This is a genomic window from Pseudomonas sp. MWU12-2345 (assembly GCF_023242385.1).
Classification (GTDB): domain Bacteria; phylum Pseudomonadota; class Gammaproteobacteria; order Pseudomonadales; family Pseudomonadaceae; genus Aquipseudomonas; species Aquipseudomonas gingeri_D.
In genome coordinates, this window is the sequence record NZ_JALLJA010000020.1 from 54,165 (window position 1) to 76,870 (window position 22,706).

Sequence of the window (22,706 nt, forward strand, 5' to 3'; positions counted from 1 at the left end):
TCATAAACTTCGCGCGAACATCGGACATCGTGCTGGCTATTGCAGGTAACTGGACAGTCGCCAAAGCTTTCCGGCATAGTCGGCCCGCACCGACAACTGCACGTGAATAACAAGGAACAACCGATGGCGACCCTACTGGTTCTGCACGGACCCAACCTGAACCTGCTCGGCACCCGCGAGCCGGGTGTCTACGGCGCGGTAACACTGGCCGAGATCAACCAGGACCTGGAACGCCGGGCCCGCGAGGCCGGGCACCATCTGCTGTACCTGCAAAGCAACGCCGAGTACGAACTGATCGACCGGATCCACGCGGCCCGTGGCGAAGGCGTGGACTTCATACTGATCAATCCAGCGGCTTTTACACACACAAGTGTCGCATTACGTGACGCGTTGCTGGCGGTGAGCATCCCATTCATCGAAGTGCATTTGTCGAACGTGCACAAACGCGAACCTTTCCGCCATCACTCCTACTTTTCAGATGTTGCTGTGGGAGTGATCTGCGGCCTTGGCGCCAGCGGTTACCGACTGGCCCTGGAGGCCGCCCTGGAACAGCTTGAATCACAGGCTAAACACCCCTGACCGACCCTTGGGAGTTGACGATTAATGGATATCCGTAAAGTTAAGAAACTGATCGAATTGCTGGAAGAATCCGGTATCGACGAGCTCGAGATCAAGGAAGGCGAAGAGTCCGTACGCATCAGCCGCCACAGCAAGACCCCGGCGCAGCAGTACTACGCTCCGGCACCGATGCCAGCACCGGTCGCCGCCGCTCCGGCTGCCGCCCCAGTGGCAGCGGCCCCGGTCGCTGCAGCCGCCCCGGCGCTGAACGGCACCGTAGCCCGTTCGCCGATGGTCGGTACCTTCTATCGCAAATCCTCGCCGGCCGCCCCGTCGTTTGTCGAAGTCGGCCAGAGCGTGAAGAAAGGCGACACCCTGTGCATCGTCGAAGCCATGAAGATGATGAACCACATCGAAGCTGAAACCAGCGGTGTGATCGAGTCCATCCTCGTCGAAGACGGCCAGCCGGTTGAGTACGACCAACCGCTGTTCACCATCGTTTGAAGCGCGGAGAGCCAACGATGTCGAATCCTGCGAAGTTGGAAAAAGTCCTGATCGCCAACCGCGGTGAAATTGCACTGCGGATCCTGCGCGCGTGCAAGGAGCTGGGGATCAAGACCGTCGCCGTCTACTCCAAGGCCGACAAGGAGCTGATGCACCTGGGCCTGGCGGACGAATCCGTGTGCATCGGCCCGGCGCCTGCCGCCCAGTCCTACCTGCACATCCCGGCCATCATCGCGGCCGCGGAAGTGACCGGTGCCACGGCGATCCACCCGGGCTACGGCTTCCTCGCGGAAAACGCCGACTTCGCCGAACAGGTCGAGAAATCCGGTTTCGCCTTCATCGGCCCGCAAGCCGACACCATTCGCCTGATGGGTGACAAGGTTTCGGCCAAGCACGCCATGATCAAGGCCGGCGTCCCCACCGTTCCCGGTTCCGACGGCCCGCTGCCGGAAGACGAGGAAGAAGCCCTGCGCATCGGCCGTGAAGTCGGCTACCCGGTGATCATCAAGGCCGCCGGTGGTGGTGGTGGTCGCGGCATGCGCGTGGTGCACAAGGAAGAAGACCTGATCTCCTCGGCCAAACTGACCCGCACCGAAGCCGGTGCAGCGTTCGGCAACCCGATGGTGTACCTGGAAAAATTCCTCACCAACCCGCGTCACGTGGAAGTCCAGGTACTGTCCGACGGCCAGGGCCACGCCATTCACCTGGGTGACCGCGACTGCTCGCTGCAGCGTCGCCACCAGAAGGTACTGGAAGAAGCTCCGGCCCCGGGCATCGATGAGAAATCCCGCCAGGAAGTCTTCGCCCGCTGCGTCAAGGCGTGCATCGACATCAACTACCGTGGCGCCGGCACCTTCGAGTTCCTCTACGAGAACGGCAACTTCTACTTCATCGAGATGAACACTCGCGTGCAAGTGGAACACCCGGTATCGGAAATGGTCACGGGCATCGACATCGTCAAGGAGATGCTCAGCATCGCCGCCGGCAACCCGCTGTCCTACACCCAGGACGACGTGGTGATCCGCGGTCACGCCCTGGAGTGCCGGATCAACGCCGAGGACCCGAAGAAGTTCATTCCGAGCCCGGGCACCGTCAAGCACTTCCACGCACCGGGCGGCAACGGCGTTCGCGTCGACTCGCACCTGTACAGTGGTTATGCGGTACCGCCGAACTATGACTCGTTGATCGGCAAGCTGATCACCTACGGCAAGGACCGTGACGAAGCCCTGGCGCGCATGCGCAACGCCCTGGACGAAATCGTGGTGGACGGGATCAAGACCAATATCCCGCTGCACCGCGACCTGGTTCGCGACGAAGGCTTCTGCAAGGGTGGTGTGAACATCCACTACCTGGAACACAAGCTCGCCAACCAGTGAGTGCGTGATCCCATAGACAAGGCCGCTTAATTGCGGCCTTGTTGTTTTTGAATACCGCCCAAGGCGCTGCTCAAGTAGACTTGCGCGTTTCTCGCAGCCCCCGCGGTTGCACACTCCATTTTTGCAAAGGTGCCCCGCCATGCCTTGGCTGCAAGTACGCCTGGCCATCAGCCCGGAACAAGCCGAAACCTACGAAGACGCCTTCCTCGAAGTCGGCGCCGTTTCGGTCACCTTCATGGATGCCGAAGATCAACCGATCTTCGAACCGGAACTCAACACCACCCCGCTGTGGTCCCACACCCACCTGCTGGCGCTGTTCGAAGGCGGCACCGAGGCGGCCAGCGTGCTCGCACACCTGGAACTGCTGACCGGCGCACCACTGCCCGAGCACCACAGCGAAGTGATCGAGGACCAGGACTGGGAACGCAGCTGGATGGACAACTTCGAGCCGATGCGCTTCGGCCGCCGCCTGTGGATCGTCCCGAGCTGGCACGCCGCGCCGGAACCGGAAGCGGTCAACCTGCTGCTCGACCCGGGCCTGGCCTTCGGCACCGGCACCCACCCGACCACCGCGCTGTGCCTGGAATGGCTCGACGGCCAGGACCTCAAGGACTGCAACGTCCTGGACTTCGGCTGCGGCTCGGGGATCCTGGCGATTGCCGCCCTGCTGCTGGGCGCCAAGGAAGCGGTCGGTACCGATATCGACGTCCAGGCCCTGGAAGCCTCCCGCGATAACGCCGGGCGCAACCATATCGACGAGGCGCTGTTCCCGCTGTACCTGCCGCAAGACCTGCCCCAGGTCCCGGCCGACGTGCTGGTGGCCAATATCCTCGCCGGCCCGCTGGTGTCCCTGGCACCGCAACTGTCCACCCTGGTCAAGCCCGGCGGTCGCCTGGCGCTCTCGGGGATCCTCGCCGAACAGGGCGCGCAAGTCGCTGCTGCTTATGCCCAGGACTTCGATCTCGACCCGATTGCCGATCGCGATGGCTGGGTGCGCATCAGTGGTCGTCGGCGCTAGAATGGGCGCCTGCATGAACCGGATCGCCGCATGACCGACAGCTTCGTCACCCAGTGCCCGCATTGCCAGACCAGTTTCCGCGTCAGCCACGCTCAATTGAGCGTGGCCCGTGGTGTGGTTCGTTGCGGCTCCTGCCTGCAGGTGTTCAACGCTGCGCGACAACTGCTCGAACAACGCGCAGCCCGGGAAGCGGCGAGCGCCGCCGGTGTTGCCGCGCCAGCGCCGAAGCCGGTGCCGGCGCCAGTACCACCCGCACCGCCGCCACCGCCTCCAGAACCGCCGCAACAGCCACGGGCCATCAGCCAGCGACAATGGTCGGCCGAAGAGCTGGACCTGGACAACCTCGACCTGGACGAAGAACTGGCGCGCCTGGAACAGCGGGAAATCCAGCCAACCAAGGCGTTCGGCCAGGACCGCGGCGGCAAGGGCGAGTCCCTCAGCGCCCGCCGCGACGGCCCGGACACGGAAGAAGAGCAATGGCCCGACAGCCTGTTCAGCGAACCGCCGGGCAAGCCTGTCGACGCCACCCTGGCCGACGAGGGCGAAACAGCCCCGGCCAAGGCACCGGAAAAGAAGCCAGAACAACCCAAGTCAGCGCGCACCGAGCCTTCGCTGTCCTTCGATCTCGCCGATCTGGACGACGAACCACCAGTCCCGCGCCTGCAGCTTGAGCACGATGAGCTGGAAGACGACACCTTCCATGCCCCACCGGCCCCTGAACCGGCCGACGATGCGCCCGCCGAAGAAGAACACAGGAAACCCAAGGCCAAGCGCGAGCGCAACGAGCCCGGCCTGCACGACGACGTGCTGCTGGACCTGGTCGACGACCCGATCCAGCTCGACTGGCAACGCCGCCGCTCACCCTGGGGCCGGCGCCTGCTCTGGCTGCTGCTGGTACTGTTGGCCGCCGGCGCCCTGGTCGGCCAATACGTCGGTTATCACTTCGACGAACTGGCGCGCCAGGACCAGTACCGCCCCTGGTTCCAGCAACTGTGCCCGGAAATCGGCTGCAAGGTGCCGTCAAAAGTCGATATCGCCCGAATCAAGAGCAGCAACCTGGTGGTCCGTAGCCACCCGGACTTCGCCGGCGCCCTGGTGGTGGATGCAATCATCTACAACCGCGCGCCGTTCTCCCAGCCCTTTCCGCTGCTGGAGCTGCGCTTCGCCGATCTCAACGGCCATCTGATCGCCAGCCGTCGCTTCAAACCCGCCGAGTACCTGAGCGGCGACCTGGCCGGCCAGGGTGAAATGCCACCACAGACACCGATCCATATCGCCCTGGACATCCTCGACCCGGGCGCCAAGGCCGTGAACTACAGCTTGAGCTTCCACTCGCCCGAGTAACCCGGCGCTCATTGCCCGGCGGGGCGGCAGTTTTCTGGCGGCAACCAAACCGCCAGCGATAAGCGAATAACTGTTCAGATTTTATCCAATTTTGCCTTTATCCAGTCATCGAGAGCGGGTATCATGCCAACCCTTTTTCGAACTCTCATGATCCGGCCCCACAACAGGGAAGTCCTATGTCGGCGGTACGCATCGGCCCATATACATTGCAGAACGGCTTGATTCTCGCCCCCATGGCGGGCGTCACCGACCAGCCCTTTCGTCAGTTGTGCCGACGCCTGGGCGCGGGTCTTGTAGTCTCGGAAATGGTCACCAGCGACATGAGCTTGTGGAACAGCCGCAAATCGCGTCTGCGCATGATCCACGAAGGCGATCCCGAGCCCCGCTCGGTACAGATCGCCGGTGGCGACGCACAGATGCTGGCGGAGGCGGCCCGGGCCAATGTCGAGCTGGGGGCACAGATTATCGATATCAACATGGGCTGCCCGGCCAAGAAGGTCTGCAACAAGGCCGCCGGCTCCGCGTTACTGAAAGACGAAGCACTGGTGAGCGAGATCCTCCACGCCGTGGTCGCGGCGGTGGACGTCCCGGTCACCCTGAAGATCCGCACCGGTTGGGACCGGGCGAACAAGAACGGCCTGACGGTGGCAAAAATTGCCGAACAGGCGGGAATCACGGCACTGGCGGTGCACGGGCGAACCCGTGCCGACCTGTATACCGGTGAAGCCGAGTACGACACCATTGCCGCGATCAAGCAGGCGGTGTCGATCCCGGTCTTCGCCAACGGCGACATCGATTCGGCCGAGAAAGCCCGGCACGTGCTGCACGCGACCGGTGCCGATGGCCTGTTGATCGGCCGGGCCGCCCAGGGGCGGCCATGGATTTTTCGTGAAATCGAGCATTTTCTGCGTACCGGCGAAACCCTCCCGGCACCGGAGCTGTTCGAGGTGGAACGTATTCTGCTAGAGCATCTGGCCGCGTTGCATGCCTTCTATGGGGAGGTGATGGGTGTACGTATCGCCCGCAAGCACGTCGGCTGGTATCTCGCAACCTTGCCGGGCGCCAAGGAGTTTCGCGCCCACTTCAATCGTGTGGAAGAAACGGAAGCACAGTGCGCCAACGTTCGTCAGTTTTTCGCCGAGCGTTACAAGAGCCTGGTAACAGGGGAAGGGAGAGGGGTGGCCGCATGACGATGATGACCGAGACTTTAGTGAGTGGAACAACGCCCGTGAGCGACAACGTCAATTTGAAACAGCACCTCAACACGCCGAGCGAAGAAGGCCAGACCCTTCGCGGGAGTGTCGAGAAGGCGCTGCACAATTATTTCGCCCACCTTGAGGGCGCGGCCGTCACGGACGTGTACAACCTGGTGCTCTCGGAAGTCGAAGCGCCCTTGCTCGAAAGCGTGATGAACTACGTCAAGGGCAACCAGACCAAGGCCAGCGAGCTGCTCGGGCTGAACCGCGGCACCCTGCGCAAGAAACTCAAACAGTACGATTTGCTGTAAGCATTCAATCAAACCAGAAAGGCGCCCGCGTAGAACCGGTCGCCTTTTTTGCTGACTCCTTTGCTTTTGATGGAAATTGAGATGACCGACCAGACCACCCGCCTGCCGATCCGCCGTGCCTTGATCAGTGTTTCCGACAAGACCGGGATCCTCGAATTCGCCAAGGAACTGGAAGCCCTGGGCGTGGAGATCCTCTCCACCGGCGGGACCTTCAAGCTGCTGCGGGACAACGGCGTAGCCGCAGTGGAAGTCGCGGATTACACCGGCTTCGCGGAAATGATGGACGGCCGGGTGAAAACCCTGCACCCGAAAATCCACGGCGGTATCCTCGGTCGTCGCGGCATCGACGACGCCATCATGAACGAGCACGGCATCAAGCCGATCGACCTGGTGGCCGTCAACCTCTACCCGTTCGAAGCCACCATCAACAAACCTGGCTGTGACCTGCCGACCGCCATCGAAAACATCGATATCGGCGGCCCGACCATGGTCCGCTCGGCGGCCAAGAACCACAAGGACGTGGCCATCGTGGTCAACGCCAGCGACTACTCCCAGGTCCTGGAAAGCCTCAAGGCCGGTGGCCTGACCTACGCCCAGCGTTTCGACCTGATGCTCAAGGCGTTCGAACACACCGCCGCCTACGACGGCATGATCGCCAACTACATGGGCACCGTGAACCAGGCCGCCGAGACCCTGAGCACAGAAGGCCGCAGCGAATTCCCGCGGACCTTCAACAGCCAGTTCATCAAGGCCCAGGAAATGCGCTACGGCGAGAACCCGCACCAGAGCGCGGCGTTCTACGTGGAAGCCAAGCCCGCCGAAGTCGGCATCGCCACCGCCACCCAGCTGCAAGGCAAGGAACTCTCCTACAACAACGTGGCCGATACCGATGCCGCGCTGGAGTGCGTGAAGAGCTTCGTCAAGCCGGCCTGCGTTATCGTCAAGCACGCCAACCCGTGCGGCGTGGCGGTCAGCCCGGACGCCGAAGGCGGTATTCGCCAGGCCTACGAACTGGCCTACGCCACCGACACTGAATCGGCCTTCGGCGGCATCATCGCCTTCAACCGCGAACTGGATGCCGAAACCGCCAAGGCCATCGTCGAGCGTCAGTTCGTCGAAGTGATCATCGCCCCCTCCGTGAGCGAAGAAGCCCGCGCCATCGTGGCCGCCAAGGTCAATGTGCGCCTGCTGGTCTGCGGCCAGTGGGACGCCAACCGCGCCCCGGCCTGGGACTACAAGCGCGTCAACGGTGGCCTGCTGGTGCAGAGCCGCGATATCGGCATGATCGGCAGCGACGATCTGAAAGTCGTGACCCAGCGCGCACCGACCGAGCAAGAGATCCACGACCTGATCTTCGCCTGGAAAGTCGCCAAGTACGTCAAGTCCAACGCTATCGTCTACGCCAAGAACCGCCAGACCATCGGTGTCGGCGCCGGCCAGATGAGCCGCGTCAACTCCGCTCGTATTGCTGCAATCAAGGCCGAGCATGCTGGCCTGCAGGTACAGGGCTCGGTCATGGCTTCGGACGCGTTCTTCCCGTTCCGCGACGGTCTCGACAATGCGGCCAAGGCCGGTGTCACCGCGGTGATCCAGCCGGGCGGCTCGATGCGTGACAATGAAGTGATTGCTGCCGCTGATGAAGCCGGTATCGCGATGGTGTTCACCGGCATGCGCCACTTCCGTCACTAAAGACAAGTGTGTAAACGCCGCTCACCTGTAGGAGCAGGGCTTGCCCGCGAAGCCTTTGGCGACCTCAAGGTCCCCTTCGCGAGCAAGCTCTGCTCCTACAGAACGGCGGCGTCGCAGTTCTCCCAGAATTCAGCGTCATCGAGGTTTTTGAAATGAATGTTTTGATCATCGGCAGCGGTGGCCGTGAACACGCCCTGGCCTGGAAAGTGGCGCAGGACCCGCGTGTCGAGAAAGTCTTCGTTGCCCCGGGCAACGCCGGCACCGCCATCGAGGCCAAGTGCGAGAACGTCGCCATCGACGTCCTGGCCCTTGAGCAGTTGGCGGACTTTGCCGAGAAAAACGTTTCCCTGACCATCGTCGGTCCGGAAGTGCCGCTGGTGGCCGGCGTGGTCGACCTGTTCCGTGCCCGTGGCCTGGACTGCTTCGGTCCGACCGCCGGTGCCGCCCAGCTCGAAGGTTCCAAGGCTTTCACCAAGGACTTCCTGGCGCGCCACAAGATCCCTACCGCCGACTACCAGAACTTCACCGAGATCGAGCCAGCCCTGGCCTATCTGCGTGAAAAAGGCGCACCGATCGTGATCAAGGCCGACGGCCTGGCCGCCGGCAAAGGCGTGATCGTCGCCATGACCCTGGGTGAAGCCGAAGATGCCGTACGCGACATGCTCGCCGGCAATGCTTTCGGTGAAGCCGGTTCGCGGGTGGTCATCGAGGAGTTCCTCGACGGCGAAGAAGCCAGCTTCATTGTCATGGTCGACGGCAAGAACGTCCTGCCCATGGCCACCAGCCAGGACCACAAGCGAGTCGGCGACGGCGACAGCGGCCCGAACACCGGCGGTATGGGCGCTTACTCGCCGGCGCCAGTGGTCACCGCCGAAGTGCACCAGCGGGTCATGGACCAGGTGATCTGGCCCACTGTGCGCGGCATGGCGGCCGAAGGCAACGTCTACACTGGCTTCCTGTATGCAGGGCTGATGATCGACCAGGCCGGCAACCCGAAAGTCATCGAGTTCAACTGCCGCTTCGGCGACCCGGAAACCCAACCGGTGATGCTGCGCCTGCAATCGAGCCTGATCCTGCTGATCGAAGCCGCACTGGCCCAGGCCCTGGACAAGATCGAAGCACAATGGGACCCGCGTCCGAGCCTGGGCATCGTCCTCGCGGCCGGCGGTTACCCTGGCGATTACGCCAAGGGCGCAGTGATCAACGGCCTGGATGCGGCCGCGGGCCTGGAAGGCAAAGTCTTTCACGCCGGTACTGCACTGAAGGACGGCCAGGTAGTAACCTCCGGCGGTCGGGTGCTCTGCGCCACCGCCCTGGGCAACAGCGTTGACGCCGCACAGCAGCAAGCTTACAAGCTCGCAGCTAAGATTGATTGGGACGGCTGCTTCTACCGTAGCGACATCGGCTATCGTGCAATTGCACGCGAACGCGCAGACTCAAAGGAATAAACTATCCGAAGGGATAGGCAAGGGCCGTCAGCCCTTGCCGAACTATTCCAGCCCTGCGCATAGTTATCACCGGGCATCAACCTACGAAGGGATTTCGCCGTGCGCTGGCTCAGGATCGCCATAGGTTTCACTGTCAGCTTGCTGACCCTGCTCTGCCTTGCTCCGGCCCAGGCCTCGCAAGGCATTGGCTGGGCGTCATTGCTTGACGACCAGGCCGACCTGCAATTGAGCGATATCCGCTCTTCACGCTTCACCAACCAATTCAGTCCGGTCGAGCTCGAACGCTTGACCGCCGCCCAGCCCGAGGGTGCCTTGTGGCTGCGCTTTCGCCTGCAACCGGGCAGTCATGAACAAGTCCTGCGGGTCTTCGCCCCCGACCTGGCGCGCCTCGATCTCTATACCCTCGACGGCGACAACCTGATCGCCCAGGTGCGCACCGGCAACGACCTGCCCCAGGCCGAACGCCCGCTGCCCAGCAGTGACTTCATGCTGCCACTGGTGCAAAGCACCCGGCCGCTGGATATCTATCTCCGGCTGGTCTCCAAGCACGAGCTTCGCCCGCACATCACCCTGGAGCCGGCTATCGCGGTCGCCGCCGACCAGAACCAGTCACTGCTCTATGGCCTGCTCTTCGGCTGCCTGACGATGCTGATCCTGCACAACCTGATCCGCTTCGCCTATACCCGCTCGCGCAGCAGCCTGTGGCTGGCGGCCTGCGAAGGCTTCCTGCTGCTCAGCGCGCTGTTCCTGCTGAACCTGATCGGTCCCTGGATGCCTGACTGGCATGGCGCGCAGACCCCCGCCTCCTATGTGGCGCTGCTGCTGACCGCGCCCTGCGGACTGATGTTCACCTACTCGTTCTTTTCCCAGCTGGGCCCGCACCCACTGAACAAGCTGCTGCTGGGCGATATCCTGGTCATCAGCCTCGGCGGCCTGCTGCTGTTGTTCGTCGACACCCTGCCCCTGAACATCATGACCTACGGCCTGGTGGGCCTGGCGAGCCTGAGCATCCTGCTGGTGTCCGCCTATCACTGGCAGAAGGGCTACCGTCCGGCGCGGCTGTTCGTGGTGGCCATGGTGATCTTCAACATCGGTACGCTGGTGATCCTGCCCGCGCTGCTGGGGCTGACCCTGGTGGCGCCACAAGGCCTGATCATCGCGCTGCTGGTGTTTATCTGCATCAGCGGCCTGCTGATGAGCGTGGCCCTGGGCGAACGCCGTCGCAGCATCACCGAAGACCAATTCAGCCTCAGCCGCGACCTGGCCGCGAGCAACGCGGAAATCGCCGCCAAGGCCGAGTTCCTGGCGAAGATCAGCCACGAGATCCGTACGCCGATGAACGGCGTGCTGGGCATGACCGAACTGCTCCTCGGCACGCCGTTGTCGGTCAAGCAGCGCGACTACGTGCAGACCATCCACAGCGCCGGCAACGAGCTGCTGACCCTGATCAACGAGATCCTCGACATTTCCAAGCTGGAGTCCGGGCAGATCGAACTGGATGATGTGCAGTTCGACCTCAATGCCCTGATCGATGACTGCCTGAGTATTTTCCGGGCCCGGGCCGAGCAGCAGAATGTCGAGCTGATCAGCTTTATCCAACCGCAAGTGCCGCGGGTGATCAGCGGTGACCCGACGCGCCTGCGCCAGACCCTGCTCAGCCTGCTGGAACACGCCCTGAAGAAAACCGACGAGGGCGAGATCCTGATTGTCGTCGCCCTCGACGAACGCAGCGGCCAGCCGCGCCTGCGCATCGCGGTCCAGGACAGCGGCGTGCCGATGGGCGACGAAGAACGCGACGCCCTGCTCCACGCCGAACTGCAGAGCAAGAACTTCCTCGCCGCCACCCGCCTGGGGGGCAACCTCGGATTGGTGATCGCCCGCCAGCTGGTGCAACTGATGCAAGGCGAGTTCGGCATCAAGAGCGGCACCCACCAGGGCAGCACCCTGTGGCTGACCCTGCCGCTGGACCCGCTGCACCTGGAGAACCCGACCTCCGACCTCGACGGTCCGCTGCGCGGTGCGCGGGTCCTGGTGGTCGACGACAACGACACCTGCCGCAAGGTGCTGGTACAGCAATGCAGCGCCTGGGGCCTGAACGTCAGTGCCGTGCCGTCGGGCAAGGAGGCCCTGGCGCTGCTGCGGACCAAGGCCCACCTGCGCGACTACTTCGACGCGGTGCTGCTGGACCAGAACATGCCCGGCATGACCGGCATGCAGCTGGCGGCGAAGATCAAGGAAGACCCGAGCCTGAACCACGACATCCTGCTGATCATGCTCACCGGCATCAGCAACGCGCCGAGCAAGATCATCGCGCGCAATGCCGGGGTCAAGCGCATCCTCGCCAAGCCGGTGGCCGGCTACACCCTCAAGACCACCCTGGCCGACGAACTGGCCCAACGCGACAAAGGGCCAGGACACGGGCACGGGCCAGCACCGACGCCAACAGCAAGTCCCGAGCCGGTGGAACCGATCACCGTACCGAGCGACTTCCGTATCCTGGTGGCCGAGGACAACAGCATTTCCACCAAAGTGATACGCGGCATGCTCGGCAAGCTCAATCTCAAGCCCGACACCGCGAGCAACGGCGAAGAGGCCCTGCGGGCGATGAAAGCCCAGCGCTACGACCTGGTGCTGATGGACTGCGAGATGCCGATCCTCGACGGTTTTTCCGCCACCCAGCAGCTACGTGCCTGGGAAGTCGGCAACCAGCGGGTACGCACCCCGGTGGTGGCACTGACCGCGCACATTCTCACCGAGCACAAGGAGCGCGCGCGCCAGGCCGGGATGGACGGGCACATGGCCAAGCCGGTGGAACTGTCGCAGTTGCGTGAGCTGGTGGAGCACTGGGTGGCCGAACGTGCGCAGCAGCAGGCCCAGGTTCCGACGCCCTGACATCGGGACAGAAAACCGCCCCGTGAGAATCCGCCCGGCCCGTTCCCGGACAAAGCCGACAGCGTACGCAACCCCTGATAGACTGCCGTCGCCCTCCTCCGTTGCGAGCCCACACCATGCTCCACGTGTTATTCAGCGTTTACCTGAAGATGCTGGTGCTCTACAGCCCGTTCTTCGTCCTGTCCTGCTTTATCAGCCTGACCCGTGGTTACTCCAGCAGGGAGCGGCGACGCCTGGCCTGGAAGGTCGCGTTGGCGACGCTGGTGTCCAGCGTGCTGTTGTATCTGTTCGGAAGGGTGATCTTCAGCGTGTTCGGCATCACCGTGGATGCCTTCCGCATCGGCGCGGGCAGCGTGCTGTTTATTTCGGCGCTGGGCATGGCCCAGGGTAAATCGGCGGTGCAGACCGATAATCTGCAGCAGGACGTGACTATCGTCCCGCTGACCATCCCGCTGACCGTCGGCCCCGGCACCATCGGTGCACTGCTGGTCATGGGGGTCAGCCAGCCGCATTGGGACGACAAGCTCTCGGCCATCGTCAGCATTGCGCTGGCGAGCCTGACCGTCGGCGTGGTGCTGTACCTGTCCCACCGGATCGAACGCATCCTCGGCGACCAGGGCCTGCAGATCGTCAGCCGCCTGATGGGCCTGTTCGTCTGCGCCCTGGCGGCGCAGATCATCTTTACCGGGGTGCGTGGGTATCTGGTGCCTTTATAGTCTTTTATAGACGATTATAGAGAATTATAGACGCCGTCCTTTTTGAGCCCGCAGCCCCTCAAGACCGTGGCTTCTCACCGTACCAGCGCGGGGTGTAGACCCATTCGCCACCCTCGGTACGGGGAAAGACACAGGTGGTGGACGAACCGATGATGACCATGGTGCGCATGTCCACCTGGTCCGGCGTCAGCTCACCCAATGTGGTCACCCGCAAGGTCTGTCCCGGCCGACCGATATCCCGTCCCAGCACCACCGGCGTCTGCGCCGTGCGGTGCCCGGCGACGATCTCCAGGGCCCGGCCCAACTGCCAGGGCCGCGAGCGCGAGATTGGGTTGTAGAAGGCCAGGGCCAGATCGGCCTGGGCCGCCAGGTCGAGGCGCTTCTCGATGATGCTCCAGGGCTTGAGGTTGTCCGAGAGCGACATTACACAGAAATCATGCCCCAGCGGCGCACCGGCCTGGGCCGCCGTCGCCAGCGAGGCGGAAACCCCCGGCAGGATTTCCAGATCGACGCTGTGCCAGCGCGGGTCAGTGGACTCATGCAGGGCTTCGAGCACCGCCGCCGCCATGGCGAATACGCCTGGATCACCGGATGACACCACCACCACCGAACGCCCCTCGGCCGCCAGTTCAAAGGCGTGTCGGGCACGCTGCATCTCTTCGCGGTTATCGGTGCAATGCAACACCTGATCCGCACGGAACGGACCGGCCATGCGCACGTAGGTTTCATAACCCAGCACGTCGTTGGCCTTGGCCAATTCGGCCTTCACCGCCGGCACCATCAGTTCGGCGGCACCGGGACCGAGGCCGATCACCGCCAGCCGCCCGCGAGGACGACCGATGCGCTCAGGCTCCAGTGGCTGACTGGCGACCGCGATCGCCAAGCCCTCACCGACAGAGATCGGCGGCAGCAACTGCGGTATCGCCTGTTGCGCCATTTCAGCGACAGAACCGGTCGAGGCGACAAACCGCAACGGCACGCCCAACTCGACAGCCGCTTCTCGCAACGCGGGATTGGCCATCTCGCTGTCCGCCGCCAACAGGCAGGCCAGCGACTGGCGGGCGATGTTTGCGCCGTGCAAGGCATCGCGCACTGCTCTGGCCAGTTCCGGCACACGGGCCGCAACTGCCACCAGCACGCTACGCGGATAAATCAGCAACTCATTGGCCGCCGGCGCACGCTCGGCGCTGCCGACATGAATCGACAGGCGCGCCTGATGGTCTTCCGGCAAATGCGCCTGCGCCAACCAGGGTGCCGCGCCTTCGATGCGCACGCTTTCACCGGCCAGCAGGTCCGAGACAAAACGCTTGCCCAGTTCCAGGTCGCCCAGGGCATAACCGCTCGGCGGGTTCAGCAGGCAGGTGCCGAAACGCAGCTCGCCGCTGGTGGTGATGGCCGCCGCGACACCGAGGCCGGCGGCCATTTCCCGGGCCATGACATTCACCCCGCCCAGTCCGCCCAGCAGCGGCACCACGGCGCTGCCGTCCTCGGCCACGGCCAGTACCGGCGGCTCGGCACCTTTTTCCAGCAGCACCGGGGCCAAGGTGCGGATCACGATACCGGCGGCGCACAGGGCAATGATCGGGGTGTCCTGCTGATAGAGCTGGCGCAGGGTCGCGCCAAACTCCTGATACAGCCGATCCGCACCGTCGACCCGCTCCGCCAGTCCGTAGACCAGCGCATCCGGATAGATCTGTTGCAGCCGCCGGGCCGTCGCCAGGCTGCCATTGCCGAGGATGACAATGGCCGGTTGCGCGCGGCTCATCCCTGCCACCGTTCGCCGGGCACGATGATCAGCGAGAAGTACGGCGAGGACATCGGCTCGACCTTATCGAGCGGGACGATTTTCTGGTTGGCCATGGTCGCGCGCTCCACATAGAGCGCCCGGTCGGCCAGGCCCAACTCTTCCAGCACCTGGCGAACCTTGGGGAAGTTGCGCCCCAGTTTCATGATCACCGCCGCATCGGCGTCGGCCAGGCGGCGCTTGAGTTCGTCATGGGGCAGCACACCGGACAATACCGACAGGCTCTGGTTGCGGTACACCAGCGGCACGCCGAGCACCGAGGCGCCGCCGAGCATCGAGCACACGCCGGGAATCACTTCGGTCTCATAACGCTCGGCCAGGCGATCGTGCAAGTACATGTAGGAGCCGTAGAAGAACGGATCGCCTTCGCAGATCACCGCCACATCGCGGCCGGCCTCCAGGTGCGCGGCCACTTCCAGGCTGGCTTCGTCGTAGAAGTCGCTGATCACCTGCTCATAGGACAGGGGCGCGGGCAGTGCCTCGGTGGTCACCGGGTAGACCAGCGGCAGCAGGCCCTGGGCCTCCTGCAAGTGCGCCTCGATAATACCGAACGCGTTGCCTTTCTTGCCCTTGGCGACGAAGTACGCCACCACCGGCGACTCGCGCAGCAGGCGCAGGGCCTTGACCGTAATCAGTTCCGGGTCACCGGGGCCCACGCCGAGGCCGATCAGACGTCCAGGCTGCTGCATCATTCAATCTCCGTAGCGAGGGCATTCACGGCGGCGGCGGCCATGGCGCTGCCACCGAGCCGCCCCTGCATGATCACGAACGGCACGCCGCGGCTGTCGGCCGCGAGCATCGCCTTGGATTCGGCGGCACCGACAAAACCCACCGGGAAACCGAGGATCAACGCCGGTTTCGGCGCGCCGGCATCGAGCATTTCCAACAGGTAGAACAGCGCCGTCGGTGCATTGCCGATCACCACCACGCTGCCTTCCAGATGGGGTCGCCACAACTCCAGTGCCGCCGCCGAACGGGTATTGCCCAGCTCCTGGGCCAACTCGGGCACGCGCTCGTCACGCAGGGTGCAGATCACCGGGTTGTTGGCCGGCAGGCGCGCACGGGTCACGCCCTCGCTGACCATCCGCGCATCGCAGAGAATCGCCGCGCCGGCCGCCAGGGCCTCGCGCCCGGCCTTGCCGGCACCTGGGGAGAACTGCAGGCCGTCGATGGCATCGACCATGCCGCAGGCGTGGATCACCCGCACCGCGAGCTTTTCCAGATCCGCGGGAATCCGTGCCAGGTTGGCTTCCGCGCGAATGATCGCGAAGGAGTTGCGATAGATCTCCTGACCGTCGCGGATGTAATCAATCATCGGTGTTGCTCCGTGAGCGGGCTGCCAGCAGGGCGCCCGCCGCATCAATAGTAAGGTGGCGGGCGTGCAGCCGGCCGAAGCCCGGGTGCGCGACATCGCGGAAATAGAGGTCGTAATGGCCGGGCGCAACCGCCAGCAAGGTGGCGGGCGCGACATGGGCCGCCGCGCAGGATCGCGTGCAGCCGGAAAGGTGCACGCCCTGGGGCTGGTCTTGCAGATGCAGCGCCAGGCGGCGGGCGTCGGCCTTGGTGTCGGCCAGGCCCTTGCCGCAACCGGCCGAGCCGGTGCAGGCGATCAGTTGCGCCAGGGCGTCGGCGGCGTCGCATAACAGGCCGAGGTGTTGCAGCCGGGTGGTAACGGTGAGCGCATCTTCGGCACGGATATTGGGCAGCAACAGGCTCTGCCAGGGTGTCAGGCGCAGGCTGGCATCGCCGAACTCACTGGCCAGTCGGGCCACGCCGTCGAGCATCGCAGCGTCGAGTCGGCCCAGGGGCGTCGCAGCCCCCACGTACACACGCCCCGGCTGGCGCTGTGGATAAGTGCCGATATGCAGCAGACCGGGAGAGGCTGGTCGGTGCCAGGATGGGACTGCCGCCGGTTCGAAGCCAAGGCGCAGGGTCAACCGAGCAAGAAACTCAGCGGGCACGACTTCAGCCAGCAGATGGCGCATGCGTGTCTGTTCGGGACGGGCCAGGTCGAGGAACAGCTCCAGTACCGCCACCACCAGCGAATGCCCTTCGGCCAGGGGCACGGCGGCCAGGGGCAGGTCATCGGCCGGACAGCCGGCCAGGCCGAATGCCAGGTATGGCTGATCGTCCAGCAGCAACGCCGACAGCCACAGGTCATGGGAATGCTCCAGCATCGCCAGGGCTTCGCCGCCATCCAGTTGCAGCGCGAACTTGGCCGACAGCTCATGAAAGCGTGGATGAGTCTGCAAGCTCGCCAGGATCTGCTCGGCCAGGGGCCGGGTATCGATCAATAACTGACGGTCGATACCCGCGCCCGGACTGAGCATCAGGTTGCGTACATCATCGCCCGCGGGCGTGGTCGGTCCGAGGCCTGCGGCCAGCAATTCGTCGATCAACGCTGCCTGTTGCTCGCCGATACCGCGAATCTGCAGGTTGGCCCGGTTGGTGGCCTCGATCACGCCACCGGCATAACGTGCGGCCCCCCGGGCCACGGCCTGGGCCTGGGCGCTGCCGATCACCCCGCCGGCCAGCTTGATCCGGCAGATACCGCCGTCCAGCGCCGGGACGATACGCAGCAACCCCGGACAGGCCGAGGGGCGAATAGCAGTGGCGGGCGGGCGTTGGTTCAAGGGGCAACCGGCAGTAAAGGAAAGGTATAGGCTGTTATCGAAGAGCATTTCGCCCTCGAAGGCACGGTATTATGCCTGCTTTGTCCGATGGCATGAAAAGCCTGCCCGTCGGAACCGCTGTGTTTTGAGGATTTTAGATGGTGCCTTGGCTGACAATCGTGGGAATCGGTGAAGACGGCTTCAGTGGCCTGGGTCAGCAGGCCCAGGCAGCTCTGTCGGCAGCTTCGCGGGTATTCGGCGGCCAACGGCAGCTTGACCTGCTGCCGGACTCCGTCCGCGCCGAGCGTCTGGACTGGCCGAGCCCGTTTTCCCTGGAGCCCGTGCTGGCCCTGCGCGGTGAGCCGACCTGCGTGCTGGCCAGTGGCGACCCGATGCTGTTCGGCGTCGGTGCCAGTCTGGCGCGGCGAGTGACCACCGAGGAAATGCAGGTGCTGTCCGCGCCGTCCTCCTGTTCACTGGCCGCTGCCCGACTGGGTTGGGCCTTACAGGATGTGGTGACGCTCTCGGTGGTCGCCCGTCCGCTGGCGGCTCTGAATGCCCATCTGCACAGCGGTGTGCGTCTGCTGGTGCTGAGCAATGACGGCCTGAGTCCCGCCGCGATTGCCGCGCTGTTGCGCGAACGGGGTTTCGGTCCGAGCCGGATCAGCGTGTTGGAACACCTCGGTGGCCCCGTGGAACGGCGGATCGACGGACTGGCCGATGACTGGAGCGACCCGCCGGTGGCTGACCTGAACCTGGTGGCCATCGAATGCCTGGCCGCTCCAGGCACGCCACGTCTGTCGCGTATCGGCGGGCTGCCGGACAGCGCCTTCGAGCATGATGGACAACTGACCAAACGCGATGTCCGTGCCATCACCCTGGCCCGCCTTGCCCCGGTGCCCGGTGAACTGTTGTGGGATGTCGGCGCGGGCAGCGGCTCCATCGGTATCGAATGGATGCGCGCCCACCCCAGTTGCCGGGCCATCGCCATCGAGGCCGATACCGGGCGCCAACACTTGATCGAGCGCAACCGGGACAGCCTCGGCGTGCCGGGCCTGCAATTGATTCGCGGCAGTGCGCCCGAGGCCCTGGAAGGACTGGAGCCGCCGGATGCGATTTTTATCGGTGGCGGCGTTACCCGTCCCGGTGTGCTGGACAGTTGCTGGGCGCAGCTCAAGCCGGGAGGCCGACTGGTAGCGAATGCCGTGACCCTGCAAAGTGAAATGCTGCTGATGAACTGGCGCCAGGTCCATGGCGGCGAACTGACCCGCATTCACATTGCCCAGGCCCAACCGCTGGGGGATTTCGACACCTGGCGCCAGGCCTTGCCGATCACCTTGCTCGACGTGGTCAAGCCTTGAACCCCTCAGACACTGTAGGAGCGAGCTTGCTCGCGACGGGCGTCAACGATAACGCGGGGAGCCTGATACCCAGCGGTGCCTGGACTACCATCGCGAGCAAGCTCGCTCCTACAAAGAGCAATCGTCATGCGCGATGAAACCGCCGAACAGCCCGCCCCTCTGCGCAGCGGCCTGACCACCGGCAGCTGCGCCACCGCCACCGCCCTGGCGGCGGCACGCCTGCTGCTCAGCGGCATCAGCTGCGATGCGGTGCAGATCACCCTGCCCAAGGGCAAGCGTGTGGATATGCGCCTGGAGTTCTGTCGCCGCCATGACGACGGCGCCGAGGCCGGCACTATCAAGGATGCCGGCGACGACCCGGATGTCACCCATGGCGCCCTGCTCTACTCGCAAGTGCGGCTGATCGCCGAACCCGGCGTACGTTTTCATGCCGGAAAAGGCGTCGGCACCGTCACCCGCCCCGGCCTGGTCCTGGCCGTCGGCGAACCGGCGATCAATCCGGTGCCGCGCCGAATGATCACTGAACACCTGCTACAACTGGCCGCTGAACTGGACTACACCGGCGGCTTCTCGGTCACCGTCAATGTCCGCGACGGCGAGGCCCTGGCGCTGAAAACCATGAACCCGCGCCTGGGGATTCTCGGCGGGCTGTCGATCCTCGGCACCAGCGGTATCGTCCGGCCGTTTTCCTGCGCGGCCTATATCGCCTCGATCCACCAGGGCATCGATGTCGCCAAGACCAACGGCTACCTGCATATCGCCGCCTGCACCGGCAACGCCAGCGAAGACACCATGCGCCGCGTCTACAACCTGCCGGAAATCGCCCTGATCGAAATGGGCGACTTCGTCGGCGCCGTGCTCAAGCATCTGCGCAAGGTCCCGGTGGACAAACTGAGCCTGTGCGGTGGCTTCGGCAAGATCAGCAAGCTGGCGGCCGGGCATATGGACCTGCACAGCCGGCACTCAAGCATCGACCTGCCGCAACTGGCCGAATGGGCGGCCGAGGTCGGCGCCGACCAGGCCTTGCAGGACGCGATTGTCCAGGCCAATACCAGCCAGCAGGCACTGGCCATGGCCAGCGCGGCGGGCATCGCCCTGGGTGATGCGGTCTGCCGGCGCGCCCGCGACTTCGCCCGCAGCGTGGTCCCCAGGCAAGTGCAAGTGGAAGTCTTCGCCATCGACCGCCAGGGCGGTGTCGTTGGTCATGCCGGAGTGCAGTTATGAAACGCCTGTTGCTGCTTGGCGGCGTCACCGAGGCGCTGGCGATTGCCCGGACCTTGGGCCCCGAGCATATCTACAGCCTGGCGGGAGTCGGGCGGGTACCGACGGACTTGCAGTGCCAGGTCCGGGTCGGCGGTTATGGCGGCGCCGAGGGCCTGGCGCAATTTATTCAGGAAGAAGGCATCGACCTGCTACTGGATGCCACCCATCCCTACGCCGCGCAAATCAGCAGCAACGCCGCCACGGCCGCGCGTTTGAGCGGTATTCCCTGCTGGGCGCTACGGCGTCCGGCCTGGGTTGCGGAACCTGGCGACGACTGGCGCGAAGTGGCCGACTGGGCCGCACTGGTCGAAGCCCTCAAGCCCTTCCAGCGCCCGCTGTTCACCCTCGGCCGCGAGCCGCTGCAACATCTGGAAGAAATTCCCTCCGGGCAATTCTGGACCCTGCGTGCCCTCGACGAGTATCCCGGCAATGCCCGCTGCGAAGTGATCGGCGCACGCGGCCCGTTCCTGCTGGAAGACGAGCGCGCCTTGTTCAAGCGCCGCGCCATCGACGTGCTGATCAGCAAGAACAGCGGCAGCAGTGCAACCGAACCCAAGTTGCAGGTGGCCCGGGAACTCGGGATACCGGTGCTGATTCTCCAGCGCCCGGCATTGCCGCCGGTAGACCGGGAGTTCCAGACGCTCACTGAAACACTTGCTGCGTTGGCAAAGTATCTGCCACAAAAGTAACCTAAAGGTTACCTTCAAAGCGCAATGATCAATGTCGAAAAATCTCATGACCCTTACTCGCAGCTTCAAACAGACCATCGCCGAGCGGGCACAGCGTGACCCGGCATTCGCCCAGGCTCTGCTGGATGAAGCCGCCACCCTGTTTCTCAATGGCGAGCCAGAGATTGCACGGGTGATTTTGCGTGATCTGGTCAACGCCACCGTCGGCTTCGAGGGCCTGGCCAAGGAAACCGACAAGCCGAGCAAAAGCCTGCACCGCATGCTCTCGGCCAAGGGTAATCCGAGCATGGACAACCTGGCCGCTATCTTCAGTGTGATTCGCGCCACCCTGGGCGTGAAGATTGAGGTCCATGCCGTTCCGACCCTGTGACGGCATCCTGCTACGCTTGTGCACAAGAATCACCGACAAAGCCTACACAAGCTTGCGACCTTTCACCGCAGCTCGCGCTTTTACTTATGAAGGACGTTCAGGCTAAATAACCCATCTGTTTGAAAACACTCACGGAAATCCTTTCCATGCCCCGACAACGGCTAGCCATTGCCTGGATCGCCTGCTTTGCAGTGCTGTTCAATCTGCTCGCCATGCCGATGTCCGGAGCCATGGCGCAAGCCTCGCAAGACTCGATCGCGGAGCAACTGTTGTGGGGCAGTTTCTGCTCGGCCAGTGGCACCCGCCTGGTAGCCATCGACCTCGGCAAGCTGGAACAGCAAGCCCCGCAAAACGATGAGCATTCCAATATGCAGCACTGCTGGTGCTGTGCGGGCTTCGCCTCGTTGCTGGCGTTGCCCGGCCATGTTCCACAGTTGCCGGTGGCCCAGGACGAAACCCAGCCGGCACGCCCCGCCACCCAGATCGACCTCCCCACCCCACGCCAGCAATGGCCCTCGCTCAATCCCAGGGCTTCTCCGCTAGCCTGATTCACACCCACAGTCTGTGTGCGTCATGAATCGTTATGGAGAACCACCATGTTCAAGAATGCCCTGTTGCTGGCCGCCCTGCTGCTGCCCGCCTGTTTTGCCCATGCCCATGAATTCAAGGCCGGTGACCTGAGCATCACCCATCCCTGGTCCCAGGAACTGCCGCCCAACGCCCCGACGGTGGCGGCCTATTTCGTGATCCACAACCCGGGCACCACGGCCGACCGCCTGACCGGCGTCGACAGTCCCATCGCCGGCAAGGCCGAACTGCATGAACATGTGATGCAGCTCGACCTGATGAAAATGCAGCAAGTCGCCAGCGTCGACATACCCGCCGGCGGTGAAGTGAAGTTCGCCCCCATGGCCTTTCATGTGATGTTGCTGGACCTCAAGGACCGCAGCCTCTTGCAGGATGGCAAGCACTTTCCGCTGACGTTGCACTTTGCAAAGGCCGGCGATGTGACCGTCGAGGTATCGGTACAGAAACAGCCGCCTGCCGGGTCGGATGAGATGCATATGGACCACGCGCACGCTCAATAATCGACGACGCCCGTGAACGCCATGCACGCCGCACGCCTCAGGTCACCCCGCTCCCGCGCCCAAGTACGCGGCAGTTGGCTGAGCCTGTTCGCCATGCTGATGATCTTTATCGGACCGCTGATTTCCCAGGCGATGCCGATGGATCACCGCATGCCCATGTCGATGGGCATGGACATGTCGATGGAGATGCCCGGGCAGGCAGGCGAGGCCATGGCGCCCAGCGCCGACGAGCACCACGCCCCCAGAGCCGAGCACCATGCGCTATGGGAAAAATGCGGCTATTGCACCCTGCTGTTCAGTTGCCCGGCCCTGCCGCAGAACCTGAGTTTCGCCGCCCTTGACGGCCCCAGGCCGACGACCGCAGTCGCCACCCTGACCCGCCTGGGCCATGCCCGGCAAACCACCTTTCCCGGTGCTCGCACCCGCGCCCCGCCCGCGTTCCATTAAGCAGCGACCCACTACCCTCT

General features: G+C 64.1%; 22 protein-coding genes. 18 read left to right on the plus strand and 4 right to left on the minus strand.

Annotation, left to right across the window (positions count from 1 at the left end):
* Positions 1 to 123: 123 nt before the first annotated feature.
* The 11 genes from aroQ (at position 124) to M5C71_RS28550 (ending at position 13,052) form a co-directional block, all read left to right on the plus strand.
* Positions 124 to 579: a type II 3-dehydroquinate dehydratase gene (aroQ, locus tag M5C71_RS28500; protein WP_103497785.1), complete on the plus strand. Its 456-nt coding sequence runs from the start codon at positions 124 to 126 to the stop codon at positions 577 to 579.
* Between the two features lie 24 nt (positions 580 to 603).
* Positions 604 to 1,062, plus strand: coding sequence for an acetyl-CoA carboxylase biotin carboxyl carrier protein (gene accB / locus M5C71_RS28505; RefSeq protein WP_100944285.1), 459 nt, complete (start codon positions 604 to 606; stop codon positions 1,060 to 1,062).
* 17 nt (positions 1,063 to 1,079) lie between these two features.
* A complete protein-coding gene (accC, locus tag M5C71_RS28510) occupies positions 1,080 to 2,438 on the plus strand; it encodes an acetyl-CoA carboxylase biotin carboxylase subunit (protein WP_100944284.1) in 1,359 nt (452 codons plus the stop codon).
* Between the two features lie 139 nt (positions 2,439 to 2,577).
* On the plus strand, positions 2,578 to 3,456 hold the full coding sequence (prmA, locus tag M5C71_RS28515; RefSeq protein WP_103497787.1) for a 50S ribosomal protein L11 methyltransferase: 879 nt from the start codon (positions 2,578 to 2,580) through the stop codon (positions 3,454 to 3,456).
* Positions 3,457 to 3,486: 30 nt separating this feature from the next.
* Positions 3,487 to 4,800, plus strand: coding sequence for a DUF3426 domain-containing protein (locus tag M5C71_RS28520; protein WP_103497789.1), 1,314 nt, complete (start codon positions 3,487 to 3,489; stop codon positions 4,798 to 4,800).
* Between the two features lie 176 nt (positions 4,801 to 4,976).
* Positions 4,977 to 5,990, plus strand: coding sequence for a tRNA dihydrouridine synthase DusB (gene dusB, locus M5C71_RS28525; protein WP_103497791.1), 1,014 nt, complete (start codon positions 4,977 to 4,979; stop codon positions 5,988 to 5,990).
* On the plus strand, positions 5,987 to 6,307 hold the full coding sequence (gene fis / locus M5C71_RS28530; RefSeq protein ID WP_003186237.1) for a DNA-binding transcriptional regulator Fis: 321 nt from the start codon (positions 5,987 to 5,989) through the stop codon (positions 6,305 to 6,307). The genes dusB and fis overlap by 4 nt, the downstream gene beginning before the upstream one ends.
* An 81-nt stretch (positions 6,308 to 6,388) precedes the next feature.
* Positions 6,389 to 7,996, plus strand: a complete 1,608-nt coding sequence (purH, locus tag M5C71_RS28535) for a bifunctional phosphoribosylaminoimidazolecarboxamide formyltransferase/IMP cyclohydrolase (RefSeq protein ID WP_103497792.1) — start codon at positions 6,389 to 6,391, stop codon at positions 7,994 to 7,996.
* A 152-nt stretch (positions 7,997 to 8,148) separates the two neighbouring features.
* Positions 8,149 to 9,444 carry a phosphoribosylamine--glycine ligase gene (purD, locus tag M5C71_RS28540; RefSeq protein ID WP_103497794.1) on the plus strand — a complete coding sequence of 432 codons (1,296 nt, stop codon included), beginning with the start codon at positions 8,149 to 8,151 and terminating at the stop codon, positions 9,442 to 9,444.
* A 99-nt stretch (positions 9,445 to 9,543) separates the two neighbouring features.
* The gene (locus M5C71_RS28545) at positions 9,544 to 12,336 is read left to right on the plus strand and encodes a hybrid sensor histidine kinase/response regulator (RefSeq protein ID WP_177101312.1); all 2,793 of its coding nucleotides are present in this window, start codon (positions 9,544 to 9,546) and stop codon (positions 12,334 to 12,336) included.
* 116 nt (positions 12,337 to 12,452) lie between these two features.
* Positions 12,453 to 13,052 carry a MarC family protein gene (locus M5C71_RS28550; protein ID WP_103497796.1) on the plus strand — a complete coding sequence of 200 codons (600 nt, stop codon included), beginning with the start codon at positions 12,453 to 12,455 and terminating at the stop codon, positions 13,050 to 13,052.
* A 58-nt stretch (positions 13,053 to 13,110) separates the two neighbouring features.
* Here the strand turns inward: M5C71_RS28550 and cobJ are convergent, their stop codons facing one another.
* The 4 genes from cobJ to cobG are packed head-to-tail and all read right to left on the minus strand — an operon-like array spanning position 13,111 to position 17,489.
* Positions 13,111 to 14,817, minus strand: coding sequence for a precorrin-3B C(17)-methyltransferase (gene cobJ, locus M5C71_RS28555; protein ID WP_248769301.1), 1,707 nt, complete (start codon positions 14,815 to 14,817; stop codon positions 13,111 to 13,113).
* The gene (locus tag M5C71_RS28560; RefSeq protein WP_177101377.1) at positions 14,814 to 15,545 is read right to left on the minus strand and encodes a precorrin-2 C(20)-methyltransferase; all 732 of its coding nucleotides are present in this window, start codon (positions 15,543 to 15,545) and stop codon (positions 14,814 to 14,816) included. The genes cobJ and M5C71_RS28560 overlap by 4 nt, the downstream gene beginning before the upstream one ends.
* Positions 15,545 to 16,171: a precorrin-8X methylmutase gene (locus M5C71_RS28565; RefSeq protein ID WP_100944274.1), complete on the minus strand. Its 627-nt coding sequence runs from the start codon at positions 16,169 to 16,171 to the stop codon at positions 15,545 to 15,547. The genes M5C71_RS28560 and M5C71_RS28565 overlap by 1 nt, the downstream gene beginning before the upstream one ends.
* Positions 16,164 to 17,489 (minus strand): precorrin-3B synthase, encoded by a 1,326-nt coding sequence (gene cobG / locus M5C71_RS28570; RefSeq protein WP_248769302.1) that lies wholly within the window; start codon positions 17,487 to 17,489, stop codon positions 16,164 to 16,166. Before cobG ends, M5C71_RS28565 begins: the two co-directional genes overlap by 8 nt.
* Before the next feature lie 137 nt (positions 17,490 to 17,626).
* Here cobG and cbiE point away from each other — a divergent pair, with 137 nt between their 5' ends.
* The 7 genes from cbiE to M5C71_RS28605 all read left to right on the plus strand — a co-directional run bounded on the left by cbiE (position 17,627) and on the right by M5C71_RS28605 (position 22,686).
* Positions 17,627 to 18,829 carry a precorrin-6y C5,15-methyltransferase (decarboxylating) subunit CbiE gene (cbiE, locus tag M5C71_RS28575; protein ID WP_248769303.1) on the plus strand — a complete coding sequence of 401 codons (1,203 nt, stop codon included), beginning with the start codon at positions 17,627 to 17,629 and terminating at the stop codon, positions 18,827 to 18,829.
* 126 nt (positions 18,830 to 18,955) lie between these two features.
* Positions 18,956 to 20,053: a cobalt-precorrin-5B (C(1))-methyltransferase gene (locus tag M5C71_RS28580; protein ID WP_248769304.1), complete on the plus strand. Its 1,098-nt coding sequence runs from the start codon at positions 18,956 to 18,958 to the stop codon at positions 20,051 to 20,053.
* The gene (locus M5C71_RS28585; RefSeq protein WP_103495214.1) at positions 20,050 to 20,781 is read left to right on the plus strand and encodes a cobalt-precorrin-6A reductase; all 732 of its coding nucleotides are present in this window, start codon (positions 20,050 to 20,052) and stop codon (positions 20,779 to 20,781) included. Before M5C71_RS28580 ends, M5C71_RS28585 begins: the two co-directional genes overlap by 4 nt.
* A gap of 46 nt (positions 20,782 to 20,827) precedes the next feature.
* Positions 20,828 to 21,151 carry a transcriptional regulator gene (locus tag M5C71_RS28590; RefSeq protein ID WP_103495215.1) on the plus strand — a complete coding sequence of 108 codons (324 nt, stop codon included), beginning with the start codon at positions 20,828 to 20,830 and terminating at the stop codon, positions 21,149 to 21,151.
* 146 nt (positions 21,152 to 21,297) lie between these two features.
* The gene (locus M5C71_RS28595; RefSeq protein WP_152741577.1) at positions 21,298 to 21,699 is read left to right on the plus strand and encodes a DUF2946 domain-containing protein; all 402 of its coding nucleotides are present in this window, start codon (positions 21,298 to 21,300) and stop codon (positions 21,697 to 21,699) included.
* 48 nt (positions 21,700 to 21,747) lie between these two features.
* On the plus strand, positions 21,748 to 22,239 hold the full coding sequence (locus M5C71_RS28600) for a copper chaperone PCu(A)C (protein WP_248769305.1): 492 nt from the start codon (positions 21,748 to 21,750) through the stop codon (positions 22,237 to 22,239).
* A gap of 21 nt (positions 22,240 to 22,260) precedes the next feature.
* Positions 22,261 to 22,686 carry a DUF2946 domain-containing protein gene (locus tag M5C71_RS28605; RefSeq protein ID WP_248769306.1) on the plus strand — a complete coding sequence of 142 codons (426 nt, stop codon included), beginning with the start codon at positions 22,261 to 22,263 and terminating at the stop codon, positions 22,684 to 22,686.
* Positions 22,687 to 22,706 lie beyond the last annotated feature (20 nt).